Source organism: Enterobacter cloacae complex sp. IR5403, assembly GCF_049238705.1.
Classification (GTDB): domain Bacteria; phylum Pseudomonadota; class Gammaproteobacteria; order Enterobacterales; family Enterobacteriaceae; genus Enterobacter; species Enterobacter hormaechei_C.
This window is the reverse complement of sequence record NZ_JBMKHP010000019.1, coordinates 33068-48109: the sequence shown is the minus strand read 5'-3', so window position 1 is coordinate 48109 and position 15042 is coordinate 33068. Positions and strand designations below refer to the sequence as shown.

Genomic DNA, 15042 nt, shown 5'->3' with positions numbered 1-15042 from the left:
TTTACCCGAGAGGGCTGGGGTGAGGAACGTTTTCCCCTCACCCTAGCCCTCTCCCCGGGGGGAGAGGGAAGAGGCGCTGTTACTTGTTCAGCAATGCCAGAACTTCTTCAACGCTGGTGGTGTTGGCCAGACGCTCAATAACCGTTTCGTCATCCAGCGCGTTGGTCAGGCTGGTAATCACCTGGATATGCTCGTTGTTGCGAGCGGCGATACCAATCACCAGACGGGCGATGTCGTCCTCTTCTTCACCGAAGCGCACGCCATCAGGATACTGACAGAACACCACGCCGGTTTTCAGTACGCGGTCTTTGGCTTCCACCGTACCGTGTGGCACCGCGATGGATTCACCCAGGTAGGTTGGGGTCAGCTTTTCGCGCTCCAGCATCGCCTCAACGTACTCAGGCTGAACGTAGCCGCCTTTCACCAGCTGCTCACCAGCGAAGCGAATGGCCTCTTCTTTATTGGTCGCCGTGCGGCCAAGGAAGATGTTTTCAGCGCCCAGTTTGAACAGATGCGCGTTGCTCTCGTCGAAGCTGTCTTGCAGGCTGGTGCGCACTTTCACTTCGTTATCTTCATGGCGCTGCGCCGCCACCAGGCGTTCGGTCAGGCTGGCGTACAGGCCGCTGTCGAGGAAGTTGGTCAGGGAAATGTGCTGCGCCTGCGGTACCTGACGCATAGCGCGTTCGGTCAGATCGCGGTGCGTGATCACCAGGTCAACGTCCGGCGGCAGGCTGTTAATCGCGCTGTTGGTAACGGAGATGTTGGTCAGACCCGCATCCTGCACTTTCTTCCGCAGTACGCCCGCACCCATTGCGCTGGAGCCCATACCGGCATCACAGGCCACGATGATTTTACGCACGTGGCTCAGGTCGTTAGAGACATCACCCGCCGCCAGCGGCGTTGCGCTTTTGGATTCGGCTTTCATGTCATGCATACGACGGGTTGCCGCTTCGATATCGTCGTCTTCTTTCACCTTGCTGGTTTTCAGCAGGATAGCGGAGGCCACGAAGGAGACCGCCATGGCCGCACAGATCGCCGCGATGTTCGCGAAGTAGGCGCCTTTCGGGGTCATCGCCAGCACCGCCAGGATAGAGCCTGGAGAAGCAGGAGACACCAGACCACCGCCCAGCACGCTCAGGGTGAACACGCCGGTCATACCGCCAAGGATAACGGCCAGGATCAGACGTGGGTTCATCAGCACATACGGGAAGTAAATTTCGTGAATACCGCCCAGGAAGTGAATGATCGCCGCGCCGCCAGCAGACTGTTTCGCGCTGCCGCGACCAAAGAACATGTATGCCAGCAGAACGCCCATACCCGGACCCGGGTTCGCTTCAATCAGGAAGAAGATGGACTTGCCGAGATCGTGTGACTGCTGAATACCCAGCGGTGAGAAGATACCGTGGTTGATGGCGTTGTTCAGGAACAGGATTTTCGCCGGTTCAACGAAGATAGACGCCAGCGGCAGCATGTCGTGCGCCACCATGAAGTTAACGCCCGCCGCCAGCAGCTTGGAGAGCACTTCAACCGCCGGACCAATGCCGAGGAACGCCAGAATCGCGAGGATCATGCCGATGATGCCCGCAGAGAAGTTGTTCACCAGCATTTCGAAGCCGGATTTGATCTTGCCATCAACCCAGACGTCGAATTTCTTGATCGCCCAGCCGCCGAGAGGACCGGCAATCATCGCACCGAGGAACATCGGCATATCCGCACCGACGATAACACCCATGGTTGTGATGGCACCCACGACGCCACCACGGTCACCGCCCACCAGACGACCACCGGTATAACCGATGAGCAGCGGCAGGAGATAGGTAATCATTGGGCCAACAAGTTTCGCCAGCGTTTCGTTAGGCAACCACCCTGTCGGAATAAATAATGCGGTGATAATACCCCACGCGATAAACGCGCCGATATTTGGCATCACCATGTTGCTGAGGAAACGACCAAAGCTTTGCACTTTGATCTTGAAATCGGATGACATAAAACACCCCTTCTTATGTTTACGCTTAGGCTTGTGGCCCGAGGTTTATCGTTAATGTGCGGCGGCAGAGGTAGCCGGGCCCTGTTCTGATGCTGTGAAATCTGGCACTGAATCGTTCAACTGTCCAGACAGCGAAATTTTGTGTGATCTGAATCACATGAATGTAGGGGGTGAGGACATTAATGAAGTGATCGCGATCACATAATGAGTGTGTAAAAAAAATACATCGCTCAGAATTACGCCAAAATGGGCGGCGTTTTGTGATTTGCATCACAATGTTACGTTGGCTGTTTGTTTCCAGATTGTGATTTGATTCACAAAATATTTTTATGCAGATTTCTTCCGTATCCCCTCACGGCAGGAATGCGATACGCACACCTGCCTTTTTCCACGGCTTGATCCATACTGACCTCTTTGTGGGCATTAAGGATAAGCAATGAAACTCATCGGCAGTTATACCAGTCCTTTCGTGCGTAAGATTTCGATTCTCCTGCTGGAGAAAGGGATTGAATTTGAATTCGTGAATGAACAGCCCTACAACGCAGAGAACGGCGTTGCGCAGTACAACCCGCTGGGGAAAGTCCCGGCGCTGGTAACGGACGAGGGCGACTACTGGTTTGATTCCCCGATCATTGCGGAGTACATCGAACTGCTTGGCGTTGCGCCAGCCATGCTGCCGGCTGATCCAAAAGCAGCGCTGGCGATGAAGCAAATTGAAGCCCTGGCGGATGGCATTATGGATGCGGCATTAACGTCCGTACGCGAGCAGGCAAGACCCGCCGCCCAGCAGTCAGAAAATGAGCTGCTGCGCCAGCGCGAAAAAATCAGCCGCAGCCTGGATATGTGCGAACAGCTGATCCGCGACGGGAAAATTCAGAGCGATAGCCTGAATCTGGCGACGATCGCCATCGCCTGCGCCATTGGCTACCTCAATTTCCGCCGCGTCTCGCCGGGCTGGTGCGTGGATCGTCCGCTGCTGGTCAAACTGGCGGAAACGCTCTTCCAGCGCGAAAGTTTTGCCCGGACTGAACCGCCAAAGGCTTGATGCGGGTTATAACACTTCCTGGCGGGAGGCGGTACAATCCCCCCACATGTTAACTCCCTCTCCCGTCGGGAGGGGGGAAGATATTTACTCGCCAGGCGCATTCATGACTACTCATCATTCCCTCTACAGCCAGATCCCCGCTACCGATCGTCTGCTTCGTGACCCGCGCATCACTGCGGTGCTGGAGCAGTTTGGCCATACTGCAACGGTCGACATGCTACGCCAGCTTCAGGACGATGCGCGTCGCCATATTCAGGCTGAGAACGCGCTACCCGGCTGGTGCGAGGCGTGGGAGCAGGAAGTTGAACGCAGGCTGAGCAAGCACGGGCAAAGCGCGTTGCGCCCGGTTATTAACCTGACAGGCACGGTTCTGCACACCAATCTGGGCCGGGCACAGCAGGCAGAAGAGGCAACAGAGGCCGTCACCCGGGCCATGCGCTCGCCGGTGACGCTGGAGTACGATCTGGACGGCGCCGGGCGTGGGCATCGCGATCGCGCGCTGGCGGATCTTCTCTGCCAGATCACCGGCGCGGAAGATGCCTGCATTGTGAATAACAACGCGGCGGCGGTGCTGTTAATGCTGGCGGCCACCGCGAGCGGAAAAGAGGTTGTCGTCTCTCGCGGCGAACTGGTGGAGATCGGCGGGGCGTTTCGTATTCCGGACGTCATGCGCCAGGCGGGCTGCACGCTGCATGAAGTGGGCACAACCAACCGTACCCATGCAAAAGATTATCGCGCGGCAGTGAATGAAAACACCGCCCTGCTGATGAAAGTGCATACCAGCAATTACCACATTGAGGGGTTCACCAAAACGGTGGAAGAGGCTGAACTGGCCGCCATCGGGCGCGAGCTAAACGTGCCGGTGATTGCCGATCTCGGCAGCGGGTCGCTGGTGGATATGCGCCAGTACGGTCTGCCGAAAGAGCCCATGGTGCAGGAAATGGTTGCCGCGGGCGTAAGCCTGGTCAGTTTCTCTGGCGATAAACTGCTGGGCGGGCCGCAGGCGGGGATTATCGTCGGCAGGCGCGAGCTGATTGCGCAGCTACAGCAGCATCCGCTGAAGCGCGCCCTGCGTGCCGATAAAATGACGCTGGCCGCGCTGGAAGCCACGCTGCGGCTCTATCTCCACCCGGAGATACTGGCTGACCGCCTGCCCACATTGCGTTTGCTGAGCCGTGATGCGGCCTCCATTCGCGCGCAGGCGGAAGCGCTACTGCCGCAGGTTGCTCCTCATTACCCTGAGTTTGACGTTCGTATCGAGCCTTGCCTGTCGCAAATTGGCAGCGGCTCGCTGCCGGTGGACAGGTTACCGAGCGAAGCGCTGACGTTCACCCCGCGCGACGGACGCGGAAGCCAGCTTGAGGCGCTGTCGGCGCGCTGGCGCGCATTACCGACGCCGGTGATTGGCCGGATCGGTGACGGTCGCATGTGGCTGGATTTACGCTGTCTGGAAGATGAAGTTCGGTTTCTGGAGATGATGTTGAAATGATTATTGCCACCGCCGGTCACGTTGACCACGGCAAAACCACGTTATTGCAGGCCATTACGGGCGTGAATGCCGATCGCCTGCCGGAAGAGAAAAAGCGCGGCATGACCATTGACCTGGGTTACGCCTACTGGCCGCAGCCCGACGGTCGCGTGCTGGGCTTTATCGACGTGCCCGGCCACGAGAAGTTTCTTTCCAATATGCTCGCGGGCGTGGGCGGGATCGATCATGCTCTGCTGGTGGTCGCGTGCGATGACGGGGTGATGGCGCAAACGCGCGAGCATCTGGCGATCCTCCAGCTGACGGGAAACCCGCAGTTGACCGTCGCCCTCACCAAAGCGGACCGTGTGGATGAGGCGCGAATCGACGAGGTGCGTGAAGAGGTGCTGACGGCGCTGAGTGAATACGGTTTTAAGGATGCCGCATTGTTTGTCACAGTGGCGACAGAAGGCCGCGGTATCGACGCTCTTCGTGACCATTTGCAGCAGATCCCGTCTCGTGAACAGGCCAGCCATCACCGCTTCCGTCTGGCGATCGACAGGGCGTTTACCGTGAAAGGGGCCGGGCTGGTGGTGACCGGTACCGCGCTGAGCGGCGAAGTGAACGTGGGCGATACCCTGTGGCTGACGGGCGTGAACAAACCGATGCGCGTGCGCGGGCTGCACGCGCAAAACCAGCCGGTGGAACGGGCCCACGCCGGGCAGCGTATCGCGCTGAATATTGCCGGTGATGCCGAAAAAGACCAGCTTAACCGCGGCGACTGGCTGCTGGCCGACGCGCCGCCGGAGCCTTCTGAACGGATCATCGTTTCACTCCAGACCCACACGCCGCTGACCCAGTGGCAGCCGCTGCATATCCACCACGCGGCCAGCCACATCACCGGACGCGTGTCGCTGCTGGAAAACGATCTCGCCGAACTGGTGTTCGACTCCCCGCTCTGGCTGGCGGATAACGACCGCCTGGTTCTGCGCGATATTTCGGCGCGGGAAACGCTGGCGGGCGCACGCGTGGTCATGCTGGATCCGCCCCGTCGCGGCAAGCGTAAGCCCGAGTATTTACAGTGGCTGGCCGCGCTGGCCCAGGCCCGCGATGATAAGTCTGCGTTAGATATCCACCTTGAGCGTGGTGCGGTGGATCTGGCGGCGTTCGCCTGGGCGCGCCAGCTCAGCGGTGAAGGATTGCGTCTTCTGACGCAGGAGCCAGGTTTTATTCAGGCCGGCAACAGCCTGCTGAACGCGCCGGTGGCGGCGCGCTGGCAGCGCAAAGTGCTGAGCACGCTGGCGACCTACCATGAACAGCATCAGGATGAGCCCGGTCCGGGTCGTGAACGTCTGCGGCGCATGGCGTTGCCCATGGAAGACGACGCGCTGGTGCTGTTGCTGATTGAAAACATGCGTGAAAGCGGCGTGATTGCAAGTCATCACGGCTGGCTGCACCTGCCGGAACACAAGGCCGGTTTTACCGCTGAGCAGGACGCGGTCTGGCAAAAAGTGGCGGCGCTGTTTGGCGATGAACCGTGGTGGGTGCGAGATCTGGCGCGTGAAACCCATACCGATGAGCAGCTGATGCGTCAGGTACTGCGCCATGCGGCGCAGCAGGGGATGATTGTGGCGATCGTGAAAGATCGTTATTACCGCAACGATCGGATCGTTGCATTTGCGAACCTGATCCGGGAGCTGGATCAGGCGCGCGGATCAACCTGCGCCGCAGACTTCCGCGATCGGCTGAACGTGGGACGCAAACTGGCGATTCAGATCCTGGAGTATTTCAACCGCATCGGGTTTACGCGTCGTCGTGGCAATGACCATGTGCTACGCGACGCGCAGTTATTTCCGTAAGCGTTAAGCGCTGCGCGCCTGCTTCTGCTTAGCCAGCCAGACCGCGCCCAGCCTTCCCGCCTGGTTACCCAGCTCGCAGGGAAGGATGGGCACCCGGAGCGCCTCCCACTCCTCGAATCGCTGTAGGTATTTATCCAGCAGGAGATAGATTTTCTCCTGCTCGCTAATGCCGCCGCCAATTAGCACCGCCTGCGGATCAAACATGGAGATCACGCTGTAGATGCCCCGCGAGAGGAAATGCGCCCACTCTTCTATGGCCTCACGCAGATGCACGTCGCTGTCCATGCGTTTAAACAGCTCCTCACCGTCAGGCATCTCATCTTCCGACACGGCCAGCGCGCGGCGGCAGGCTTTCATCAGGCCGCTGGCGGACGCCACTTCGTGCATCGGCTCGCCGTTGTTGCCAACGGGCAGCACGCCAAACTCACCCGCCCGGTAGTGCGACCCACGGTAGAGATCGCCCTCCATGACGATACCGCCGCCGATGCCGGTGCCGATGGTGATGCAGACAAAATGCTCATAGTCCTTGCCGGCGCCCTGCCAGCGTTCGCCCAGCGCCGCGCAGTTGGCGTCATTTTCGGTTGTTACGGGAAGATCGGTCAGCTGTGCGAAAAGCTCGCACAGGTTCTCGCCGTCAAGGTAATCCAGCGCCCCGGCCTTGGCCGCTTCGCCGGTATGGTGATTGATGTGGCCCGGAAAACTCACGCCGATGCCGACGATCTCATGCTCCTGGCGGTACTTATCCACCACCGCTTTCCACTTCTGTTTGAAGGTGCTTTCATCGTCAGGCGTATCATATTCATCGGATGTCAGTTCTTCGCCGTTTTCGTTGATCACGCCGTGTTTGATGTGGGTTCCGCCCACGTCAAAGCCGATAAATAGCTGCATTGCATCGTTCCTCATGAGCCCCTGAGCTATTAAGTATGGCTCCGGCGGCAGAAACGAAACGTAAAGTACGGTAATCCGTGATACGGCTCGTAAACCCGTTACCGGCTGGCGAGAAAATCACCAGCCGGAACTACCCTTGTTGTACACCTACTGCAAGGAGACGGTCATGACAAACAATCCTCCCTCATCGCGTATCCAGCCAGGCGAGTATGGTTTTCCCCTTAAGCTGAAGCCCCGCTATGACAACTTTATCGGCGGCGACTGGGTGGCGCCCGTCGACGGCGAATACTATTCCAACCTGACGCCCGTCACCGGCCAGCCGCTGTGTGAAATTGCCAGTTCGGGCAAACGGGATATTGATTTAGCGCTGGATGCGGCGCATAAGGCGAAAGATAAGTGGGGGCAAACGTCCGTTCAGGACAGAGCGGCCATTTTGTTCAAAATCGCCGATCGGATGGAGCAGAATCTGGAGCTGCTGGCGACCGCAGAAACGTGGGACAACGGCAAGCCGATCCGGGAAACCATGGCGGCGGACGTGCCGCTGGCGATTGACCATTTCCGCTATTTTGCGTCCTGCATTCGTGCCCAGGAGGGGGGAATAAGTGAAGTTGACAAAGATACCGTGGCGTATCACTTCCACGAGCCGCTCGGCGTGGTGGGGCAAATTATTCCGTGGAACTTCCCGCTGCTGATGGCGAGCTGGAAAATGGCGCCCGCGCTGGCGGCGGGTAACTGCGTGGTGCTGAAACCTGCACGCTTAACGCCGCTTTCGGTACTGCTGCTGATGGAGGTGATTGGCGACCTGTTGCCGCCGGGGGTCATTAACGTGGTCAACGGGGCCGGGGGAGAGATCGGCGAATATCTGGCTACTTCAAAGCGTATTGCCAAAGTGGCGTTTACCGGCTCAACGGAAGTGGGTCAGCAGATCATGCAGTACGCGACCCAGAACATCATTCCGGTCACCCTGGAGCTGGGCGGGAAATCGCCGAACATCTTCTTTGCCGACGTGATGGATGAAGAGGACGCCTTCTTCGACAAAGCGCTGGAAGGGTTTGCGCTGTTCGCGTTCAACCAGGGTGAAGTCTGCACCTGTCCGAGCCGCGCGCTGGTGCAGGAATCCATTTATGAGCGCTTTATGGAGCGGGCGATCCGGCGCGTGGAGTCGATTCGCAGCGGTAACCCGCTGGATAACGTCACCCAGATGGGAGCGCAGGTATCGCATGGCCAGCTGGAAACCATCCTCAACTATATTGATATCGGTAAAAAAGAGGGGGCCGATGTGTTGACCGGCGGTCGTCGTAAGGTGCTGGGCGGCGATTTGCAGGAGGGTTACTACCTTGAGCCGACCATCCTGTTCGGTAAGAACAACATGCGCGTTTTCCAGGAGGAAATTTTTGGACCGGTGCTGGCCGTCACCACGTTTAAAACCATGGACGAGGCGCTGGAACTCGCCAACGACACGCAGTATGGCCTGGGGGCGGGCGTCTGGAGTCGTAACGGTAATCTGGCCTATAAAATGGGCCGCGGCATTCAGGCCGGACGCGTATGGACAAACTGCTATCACGCCTATCCGGCTCATGCGGCATTTGGCGGCTACAAACAGTCGGGCATCGGGCGTGAAACCCATAAGATGATGCTGGAGCACTACCAGCAAACGAAATGTCTGTTGGTCAGCTACTCCGATAAACCGCTGGGGCTGTTTTAACCTCCGGGCTCAGGCCGTCCCGGGTAGGGTGACCTGAGCCGGGTTAAAGCCGGGTGGCGGCTTCGCCTTACCCGGCCTACTTTTTACTCCCTCTCCCGTGGGAGAGGGCTGGGGTGAGGGCAACAGGCCGCAGTTATTCAGCCCTCGTCCACCCATATCCGCATTTCCCCTTCTCCCCGGTTTGCCCAGCTAAACCACGGAATAAAGGTCAGCGTCCGGGGCTGACGTTCTACCGGCGAGTGGTCGTACTGCCACAGGGCATCAGTGTCCTTCGCCTGACACCCGATCCCTTCCGCCTGTATCAGCATCTTGTGCGCGAAAATGCCTTTGCCTTCAAATACCCGAAACGCGCTGTCCTTGGGCAAAGAAAGGTTATGCAGATTTGCGCCGTTATCGGCTTCTTCCAGGCAGTAAATCAGCGGTCCACGCTGCAATGCGACTTTCCCCGCCTGCTGGCGCACCTGCGGGTTGCCGTACACGCGGCGGACCGGCATCGGTAACGTCAGCGTCAGCGTGTCGCCTTCCTGCCAGCTGCGGTTGAGGTATAAGTATCCACGGGAGACCTCGCCTGTAATGGCTTGACCATTGAGCGAAACAGCCGGTTCTGCACACCAGTCCGGCAGCCTCAGGGCCAGCGTGTGAGTCACCGGAACTGGTGAGATAATCTCGATTTTCACCTGCTCATGCCACGGATAGTTCCCGCTAATCCGCAGCTGGAGGATGTTATCCCCAACCGGAATGGCGACGTCGTTCCCCACGTACAGGTTGATCAACAGCGCGTCCGGGCGAACGGTATAAATGTAGTGCCCCAGCGAGGTCAGCACGCGCGCAATATTCGGCGGGCAACAGGCGCAGCCGAACCAGCGCTGGCGCACCGGTTTGACGTGGTCATAGATATGGTTAAAGGCCAAGGTTTTCGGGTGCACTTCCAGCGGATTCACATAAAAGAAATGCTTACCGTCCAGCGCCATGCCGCCCAGCACCGTGTTGTACAGCGCGCGCTCCATCACGTCGGCGTAGTGGCTGTCCGCCTCCATCTCCAGCATCCGGCGGGCAAACATCATCAGGCCGATGGAGGCGCAGCTTTCGGCGTACACCGTATCGTTGGGCAGATCGTAATCGCTGCTGAACGCCTCGCCGCTGCTTTGCGAGCCAATCCCGCCGGTGATGTACAGCTGGCGTTGTGCCATGTTGTTCCACAGCCGCAGGCAATCCTGACGTTTCCCTTCGTCGTTGCTCAGGCGCGCCAGATGCGCCATGCCTGCCATCAGATAGACAAAACGCACGGCGTGGCCGATGGCCGTTTGTTGTTCCGCAAGGGGCAGATGCGCCTGGCTGTAGGCTTTGTCCTTGACCATCCACGCCGGGCCATAGGTGTTCCAGTATGACGTTCTGCCGCGCTTCTCGTATTCGATATCGTAGAAGTGAGGCTGCGCGCCGCGTTCCTCAATAAAGTATTTCACCAGATTGAGATAGCGCGGCTCCTGCGTGACGTCGTACAGCCGCATCAGCGCCAGCTCGATTTCCGGGTGGCCCGGATAGCCGTGCAGCTGGTTTTCGCCTGGGCCAAACACGCTGTCGATATGATCCGCCAGCCTGCACACCACGTCCAGCAGGCGGTGCTTTCCGGTTCCCTGGAAATACGCCACACCCGCTTCAATCATATGTCCGGCGCAGTACAGCTCGTGGCATTCGGCCAGATTGGTCCAGCGCTCGGCCGGTGCTTTCACCGTGAAATAGGTATTGAGATAGCCATCTTCGCACTGCGCCGCTGCGACCAGCTCGATCACCTCGTCGGCGGTTTTTTCCAGTTCAGCATCCGGCTTCTGGCACAGCGACCACGCCACGGCTTCGAGCCATTTCGCCACGTCGCTGTCCTGAAAGACCATCCCGTAGAACTCCCCCTGTTCCAGACCGGCCGCGATGCGGAAGTTGGCGATGGCGTGGCTGGGTTCGGCCTCCGCCACGCGATCGTTAAGCGCATCCCACTGGTAGGGGATCACCACATCGCGGACCAGCCGTTGGTACTGACCAAGAAACGGGTCGTTGATTTTCAGCTGATGCAGGTCGGCTTCCATTATGGTCATATCGTTCTCCTCAGGACTGTACATGACGCTGGCGCAAATCGGTGGCAATGTGCGACATCACGGGATTGTTAAGCCTGCACCAGCGGATAGCGACCGCCAGCAGCAGGTGGAAAAGGGCAGGGAGCAGCGTCTCCATGGCGGTGATGCCCTGCAATGAGGCTGGCGTCTGGTTACCCGCGCCTGGCTGATAGGCCACGGCAATAAACACCAGGCTGATGATCCCGGCGCTGGATGCCCACGCGAGCTTGATGAAAAACAGATTGAAGGCGAAGTTCATCCCCGATGAGCGCACGCCGGTTTTCCATTCGCCGTAGTCATCGGCAAAGGCCATCAGCGAGAAGTGCAGCGGCAGGGTGAAGCCCAGGATCACGCCGTTACTTAAAATCACGATCAGCCAGAGCGTCTGGTGCGCCGGGCCACCCGGCAGGAACCACATTCCCACCGCAAGCGCAGCGAGTATCAGGTTGGTGTAGTAGTAGAGTTTGACGGTATCAATCCGCCGCGACAGCGGGCTGACGATCACCGCGCCCAGAATGGCGGCAAAGGTCACCATGGTGAAAAAAAGCGAGGTGTACGCCGTGCTGCCCTGAAGCACGTAGGTGATGAAGTACATGTATCCGCCGCCGCGAATGTTGAAGACGTTGATCAGCAGAAACGACATCACCAGCATCAGCAGCAGCTGATCGTTTTTCCGCAGGCCCGCCAGGTGCTCGCGCAGGGTGAATTTACCCATCAGCGCAAGCGGGACGCGCTCGCGCACCCAGAAGAAGCAGCACAAAAACATCACTACAGCGATGGCGCACAGCACGCCGACGCCCAGCTGATAACCCCGGGCGGCATTGCCCTGTCCCAGCTCTGACACCAGCCACGGCAGGCCAACGGAGACCAGAAAGCCCGCCACGCCGCACAGTACGAAGCGCCAGGACTGGCAGGATATAACCTCGTTGTGGCGGGTGGTCATGGTGTTGATCAGCGCGCAATATGGCACGTTGATGGCGGTATAGCCCACTGAAAGCAACAGATAGGTGCCGAACGCCCAGGCGATTTTCACGCCCATGCTGGCGTCCGGAACGGTGAAGGTCAGCACGCCGACGATCCCGATGGGAAGCGCGACCCACAGCTGCCACGGACGAAAACGCCCCCAGCGGCTCTGCGTGCGGTCGGCAATCACGCCCATCACCGGATCGGAAATCGCGTCAAATACCCGAAGAGCAATAAACAGCGTGCCCACCAGCGCGGGCGTCAGGCCAAATACATCGGTATAGAAAAAGGTCAGAAAGTTCATGATCAGGCAGGTAATTACCGTGCCGCCCGCGTCGCCCAGGCCGTAGCCAATTTTCTCGCGGACTGACAGCCGGTCATCGGCTGCCTGTTTTGCAACTTCTGCGTCTGTAATCGGTGTGGAAGTCATGGGGTAACTCCTCGATAAACGATTTTTTATCGTATTTGTGCAAGGTACCCCATTTATTCTGCATTCAACGGGCAGACCAACAAGGGAAGGGAAAAGTATAAAAAGGTGACGATTCCGACCTGATGGTGAAACTGTGAGTTTGATCGAGCCGTTCTGCTGATATTTATTAATAATCAAGGGATAAAGAAAATATTAGCCACCAAAAAAGCGGAAAAATGAATATCCATGCTTGAATTATCCATAGCACTTCCGATTAGAGTTCAAAATGGCGGGTTATTTATCTCCCGGGGCGTGGGCCGTCATCCCGCACGAAAATTATCTTCGTGGGAGATAATTTTTGTCGAAAAAGGGACATTAACGATCCAGGAGGAAAATACGCTGTTTGAGGTAAACGCTGGCGAGAGTTTATTACTTTGGCCGAAGCGGCGGCATGTCGGCGTGGAAGATTTTCCGGGCGATCTCAAATTTTACTGGCTGCATTTTGAGGTGGATGAACGCTTGCCGGTATTGCCAGGCGCGACGCCGCTGTCGATTGAGCAACACTGTAGCGTGCGGGATCCGCAATATGTTATTGCGTTATTCCGTCAGTTTTTAAGCGAGCAGGAAAAATTACAGCGTAGCCAGGCGCTGGAGATAATTTTGTTGTTAATTTTGCAGCAGATATCGCTCTCGCCGGGATATGAAGATAAAGCGGATGATGCGGGCGCGGCAATGGCGTGGAAGGCCAAGCAGCTTATCCGCACGCACTTTCATTTGCCCCTGTCCACTTCGCAGCTGGCGAAAGAACTGCACTGCAACGCGGATTACCTGGGGCGAGTATTTCGCCGGACGTTTCATTTAACCCTGACGGAGGCAATTCACCGCCAGCGCGTCAGGGCCGCTGAAAAACTGCTGCTGAACGATGCGGCCTCATTAACTGAAGTGGCCGCCCGGTGCGGTTTTAATGACGTGGGTTATTTCCGGCAAATATTCTCAAAACATACCGGGTTAACGCCCGCCGTCTGGAAACGGCGGTACTGTAAAGAGCATATTAATTCCGGATGATCACTGGCCGTAATAGGCATTTGCGCCATGCTTGCGCAGGTAATGCTTATCCAGCAATTCCTGCTGCATAACCGGAAGCTGAGGTGCAAGCTGGCGCGAGAAAAGCCCCATATAGGCGCACTCTTCCAGCACCACGGCATTGTGTACCGCATCGGCAGCGTCTTTGCCCCAGGCAAACGGGCCGTGAGAATGAACCAACACCGCCGGGACCTGCATCGGGCTTATGTCGCGCTCCTCGAAGGTTTTGATAATGACTTCCCCCGTCTGGTATTCATATTCACCCGCGATTTCAGCCGGGGTCATCAGCCGCGTGCAGGGGATCGCACCGTAGAAATAGTCCGCGTGTGTCGTGCCCCACGCGGGTAAATCCTGCCCCGCCTGCGACCAGATGGTGGCGTGGCGGGAATGGGTATGCACAATGCCGCCAATTTCCGGATAACGACGATACAGCGCGAGATGGGTCGGGGTGTCGGAGGAGGGTTTTTTACTCCCCTCGACCACTTTACCCGTGGCGATATTTACCACCACCATATCTTCTGCGGTCATCACGTCGTACTCCACGCCGGATGGTTTGATCACCATCATGCCGCTGTCACGGTCAACCGCGCTGACGTTGCCCCAGGTGAACGTCACCAGCTGGTGGGCGGGCAGGGCGAGATTTGCCGCCAGCACCTCGGCTTTGAGTTGTTCTAACATGTCATGCCTCCTTCCTGCATTCGGGCTTCAATCCAGCGGCGCGCCTGGATGATCTCCAGTACCGGCTCTTTGGCTTTCTCGGTCCACATTTCAATCAGAAATGCGCCGCGATAATTAAGTTGATTCAGCGTGTTAAACACGCCAACGAAATCGACGCAGCCCTCGCCAAACGGCACATCGCGGAACTGTCCGGGGCTTTGCTCGGTCACGGGCCGGGTATCTTTCAGGTGGATAGCGGCGATGCGGTCAATGCCCAGCGTCAGCTCGGCGGTGACGTCGTTGCCCCACGCGCTCAGGTTGCCGACGTCCGGGTAAACGCTGAACCATGGCGAGGCGAGCATGTCGTCCCACTTTTTCCACTTGCTGATGGAGTTCATAAACGCGGTGTCCATGATCTCTACCGCCAGCATTACCTGCGCGGCAGCGGCCTGCTCTACGGCCCACGCCAGCCCTTCGGCAAAGCGCTGTTGCGTGCCCTCGTCGTGCTCCTCGTAGTACACGTCATAACCCGCAAGCTGGATGGTGCGAATACCCAAATCACGGGCCAGCCGGATGGCTTTGGTCATGATCTCGCGGGCGCGTTCGCGCACGATTTCATCGCGGCTGCCAAACGGGAAGCGACGGTGGGCAGACAAGCACATCGACGGGATGGCCACGCCGGTCTCCAGCATCGCTTCCACCAGAGAGGCGCGCTGCGTGGTACTCCATTCAAGGCGCGATAAACGCTCATCGGTCTCATCCACCGACATCTCCACAAAATCGAATCCGCAGCTCTTCGCCAGGACCAGGCGCTCCGGCCAGGAGAGATCTTTTGGCAGCGCTTTTTCGTAAATGCCTAACGGATGCTGACGCATG

11 protein-coding genes are annotated in these 15042 nt (G+C 58.1%); 5 read left to right on the top strand and 6 right to left on the bottom strand.

Annotation, left to right across the window (positions count from 1 at the left end; translation table 11 throughout):
- Positions 1–79: 79 nt before the first annotated feature.
- Positions 80–1987, bottom strand: a complete 1908-nt coding sequence (locus ACOTW6_RS19760; protein ID WP_213789403.1) for a PTS mannitol transporter subunit IICBA — start codon at positions 1985–1987, stop codon at positions 80–82.
- A gap of 436 nt (positions 1988–2423) precedes the next feature.
- Between ACOTW6_RS19760 and ACOTW6_RS19755 the strand changes: the two genes are divergently transcribed.
- The 3 genes from ACOTW6_RS19755 (at position 2424) to selB (ending at position 6356) form a co-directional block, all read left to right on the top strand.
- Positions 2424–3032, top strand: a complete 609-nt coding sequence (locus tag ACOTW6_RS19755) for a glutathione S-transferase (RefSeq protein ID WP_015572763.1) — start codon at positions 2424–2426, stop codon at positions 3030–3032.
- Between the two features lie 103 nt (positions 3033–3135).
- The gene (selA, locus tag ACOTW6_RS19750) at positions 3136–4521 is read left to right on the top strand and encodes an L-seryl-tRNA(Sec) selenium transferase (protein ID WP_063134285.1); all 1386 of its coding nucleotides are present in this window, start codon (positions 3136–3138) and stop codon (positions 4519–4521) included.
- Positions 4518–6356, top strand: a complete 1839-nt coding sequence (gene selB / locus ACOTW6_RS19745; protein ID WP_062933746.1) for a selenocysteine-specific translation elongation factor — start codon at positions 4518–4520, stop codon at positions 6354–6356. Before selA ends, selB begins: the two co-directional genes overlap by 4 nt.
- A gap of 3 nt (positions 6357–6359) precedes the next feature.
- Here the strand turns inward: selB and ACOTW6_RS19740 are convergent, their stop codons facing one another.
- The gene (locus ACOTW6_RS19740; protein WP_003860164.1) at positions 6360–7244 is read right to left on the bottom strand and encodes an ROK family protein; all 885 of its coding nucleotides are present in this window, start codon (positions 7242–7244) and stop codon (positions 6360–6362) included.
- Positions 7245–7410: 166 nt separating this feature from the next.
- Here ACOTW6_RS19740 and aldB point away from each other — a divergent pair, with 166 nt between their 5' ends.
- Complete coding sequence (aldB, locus tag ACOTW6_RS19735; protein WP_006808612.1) at positions 7411–8949, top strand: aldehyde dehydrogenase AldB; 1539 nt, start codon at positions 7411–7413, stop codon at positions 8947–8949.
- Positions 8950–9086: 137 nt separating this feature from the next.
- Here the strand turns inward: aldB and ACOTW6_RS19730 are convergent, their stop codons facing one another.
- Positions 9087–11036: a glycoside hydrolase family 127 protein gene (locus tag ACOTW6_RS19730; RefSeq protein ID WP_121479405.1), complete on the bottom strand. Its 1950-nt coding sequence runs from the start codon at positions 11034–11036 to the stop codon at positions 9087–9089.
- Positions 11037–11046: 10 nt separating this feature from the next.
- Positions 11047–12447, bottom strand: a complete 1401-nt coding sequence (locus ACOTW6_RS19725; protein ID WP_213789402.1) for an MFS transporter — start codon at positions 12445–12447, stop codon at positions 11047–11049.
- 225 nt (positions 12448–12672) lie between these two features.
- Between ACOTW6_RS19725 and ACOTW6_RS19720 the strand changes: the two genes are divergently transcribed.
- Positions 12673–13491, top strand: a complete 819-nt coding sequence (locus tag ACOTW6_RS19720; protein WP_032649828.1) for an AraC family transcriptional regulator — start codon at positions 12673–12675, stop codon at positions 13489–13491.
- Here ACOTW6_RS19720 and araD read toward each other — a convergent pair whose 3' ends face one another.
- The gene (araD, locus tag ACOTW6_RS19715; RefSeq protein ID WP_017382588.1) at positions 13492–14187 is read right to left on the bottom strand and encodes an L-ribulose-5-phosphate 4-epimerase; all 696 of its coding nucleotides are present in this window, start codon (positions 14185–14187) and stop codon (positions 13492–13494) included.
- The gene (locus tag ACOTW6_RS19710; protein WP_017693794.1) at positions 14181–15041 is read right to left on the bottom strand and encodes an L-ribulose-5-phosphate 3-epimerase; all 861 of its coding nucleotides are present in this window, start codon (positions 15039–15041) and stop codon (positions 14181–14183) included. Before ACOTW6_RS19710 ends, araD begins: the two co-directional genes overlap by 7 nt.
- Between the last annotated feature and the right edge of the window lies 1 nt (position 15042).

What these genes read in the sequence shown, in the direction of transcription:
- ACOTW6_RS19725 (WP_213789402.1), bottom strand. Translation starts at nt 12,447, where the DNA reads ATGACTTCCACACCGATTACAGACGCAGAAGTTGCAAAACAGGCAGCC.
- aldB (WP_006808612.1), top strand. Translation starts at nt 7,411, where the DNA reads ATGACAAACAATCCTCCCTCATCGCGTATCCAGCCAGGCGAGTATGGT.
- ACOTW6_RS19760 (WP_213789403.1), bottom strand. Translation starts at nt 1,987, where the DNA reads ATGTCATCCGATTTCAAGATCAAAGTGCAAAGCTTTGGTCGTTTCCTC.
- araD (WP_017382588.1), bottom strand. Translation starts at nt 14,187, where the DNA reads ATGTTAGAACAACTCAAAGCCGAGGTGCTGGCGGCAAATCTCGCCCTG.
- selB (WP_062933746.1), top strand. Translation starts at nt 4,518, where the DNA reads ATGATTATTGCCACCGCCGGTCACGTTGACCACGGCAAAACCACGTTA.
- ACOTW6_RS19710 (WP_017693794.1), bottom strand. Translation starts at nt 15,041, where the DNA reads ATGCGTCAGCATCCGTTAGGCATTTACGAAAAAGCGCTGCCAAAAGAT.
- ACOTW6_RS19730 (WP_121479405.1), bottom strand. Translation starts at nt 11,036, where the DNA reads ATGACCATAATGGAAGCCGACCTGCATCAGCTGAAAATCAACGACCCG.
- ACOTW6_RS19740 (WP_003860164.1), bottom strand. Translation starts at nt 7,244, where the DNA reads ATGCAGCTATTTATCGGCTTTGACGTGGGCGGAACCCACATCAAACAC.
- ACOTW6_RS19720 (WP_032649828.1), top strand. Translation starts at nt 12,673, where the DNA reads ATGCTTGAATTATCCATAGCACTTCCGATTAGAGTTCAAAATGGCGGG.
- selA (WP_063134285.1), top strand. Translation starts at nt 3,136, where the DNA reads ATGACTACTCATCATTCCCTCTACAGCCAGATCCCCGCTACCGATCGT.
- ACOTW6_RS19755 (WP_015572763.1), top strand. Translation starts at nt 2,424, where the DNA reads ATGAAACTCATCGGCAGTTATACCAGTCCTTTCGTGCGTAAGATTTCG.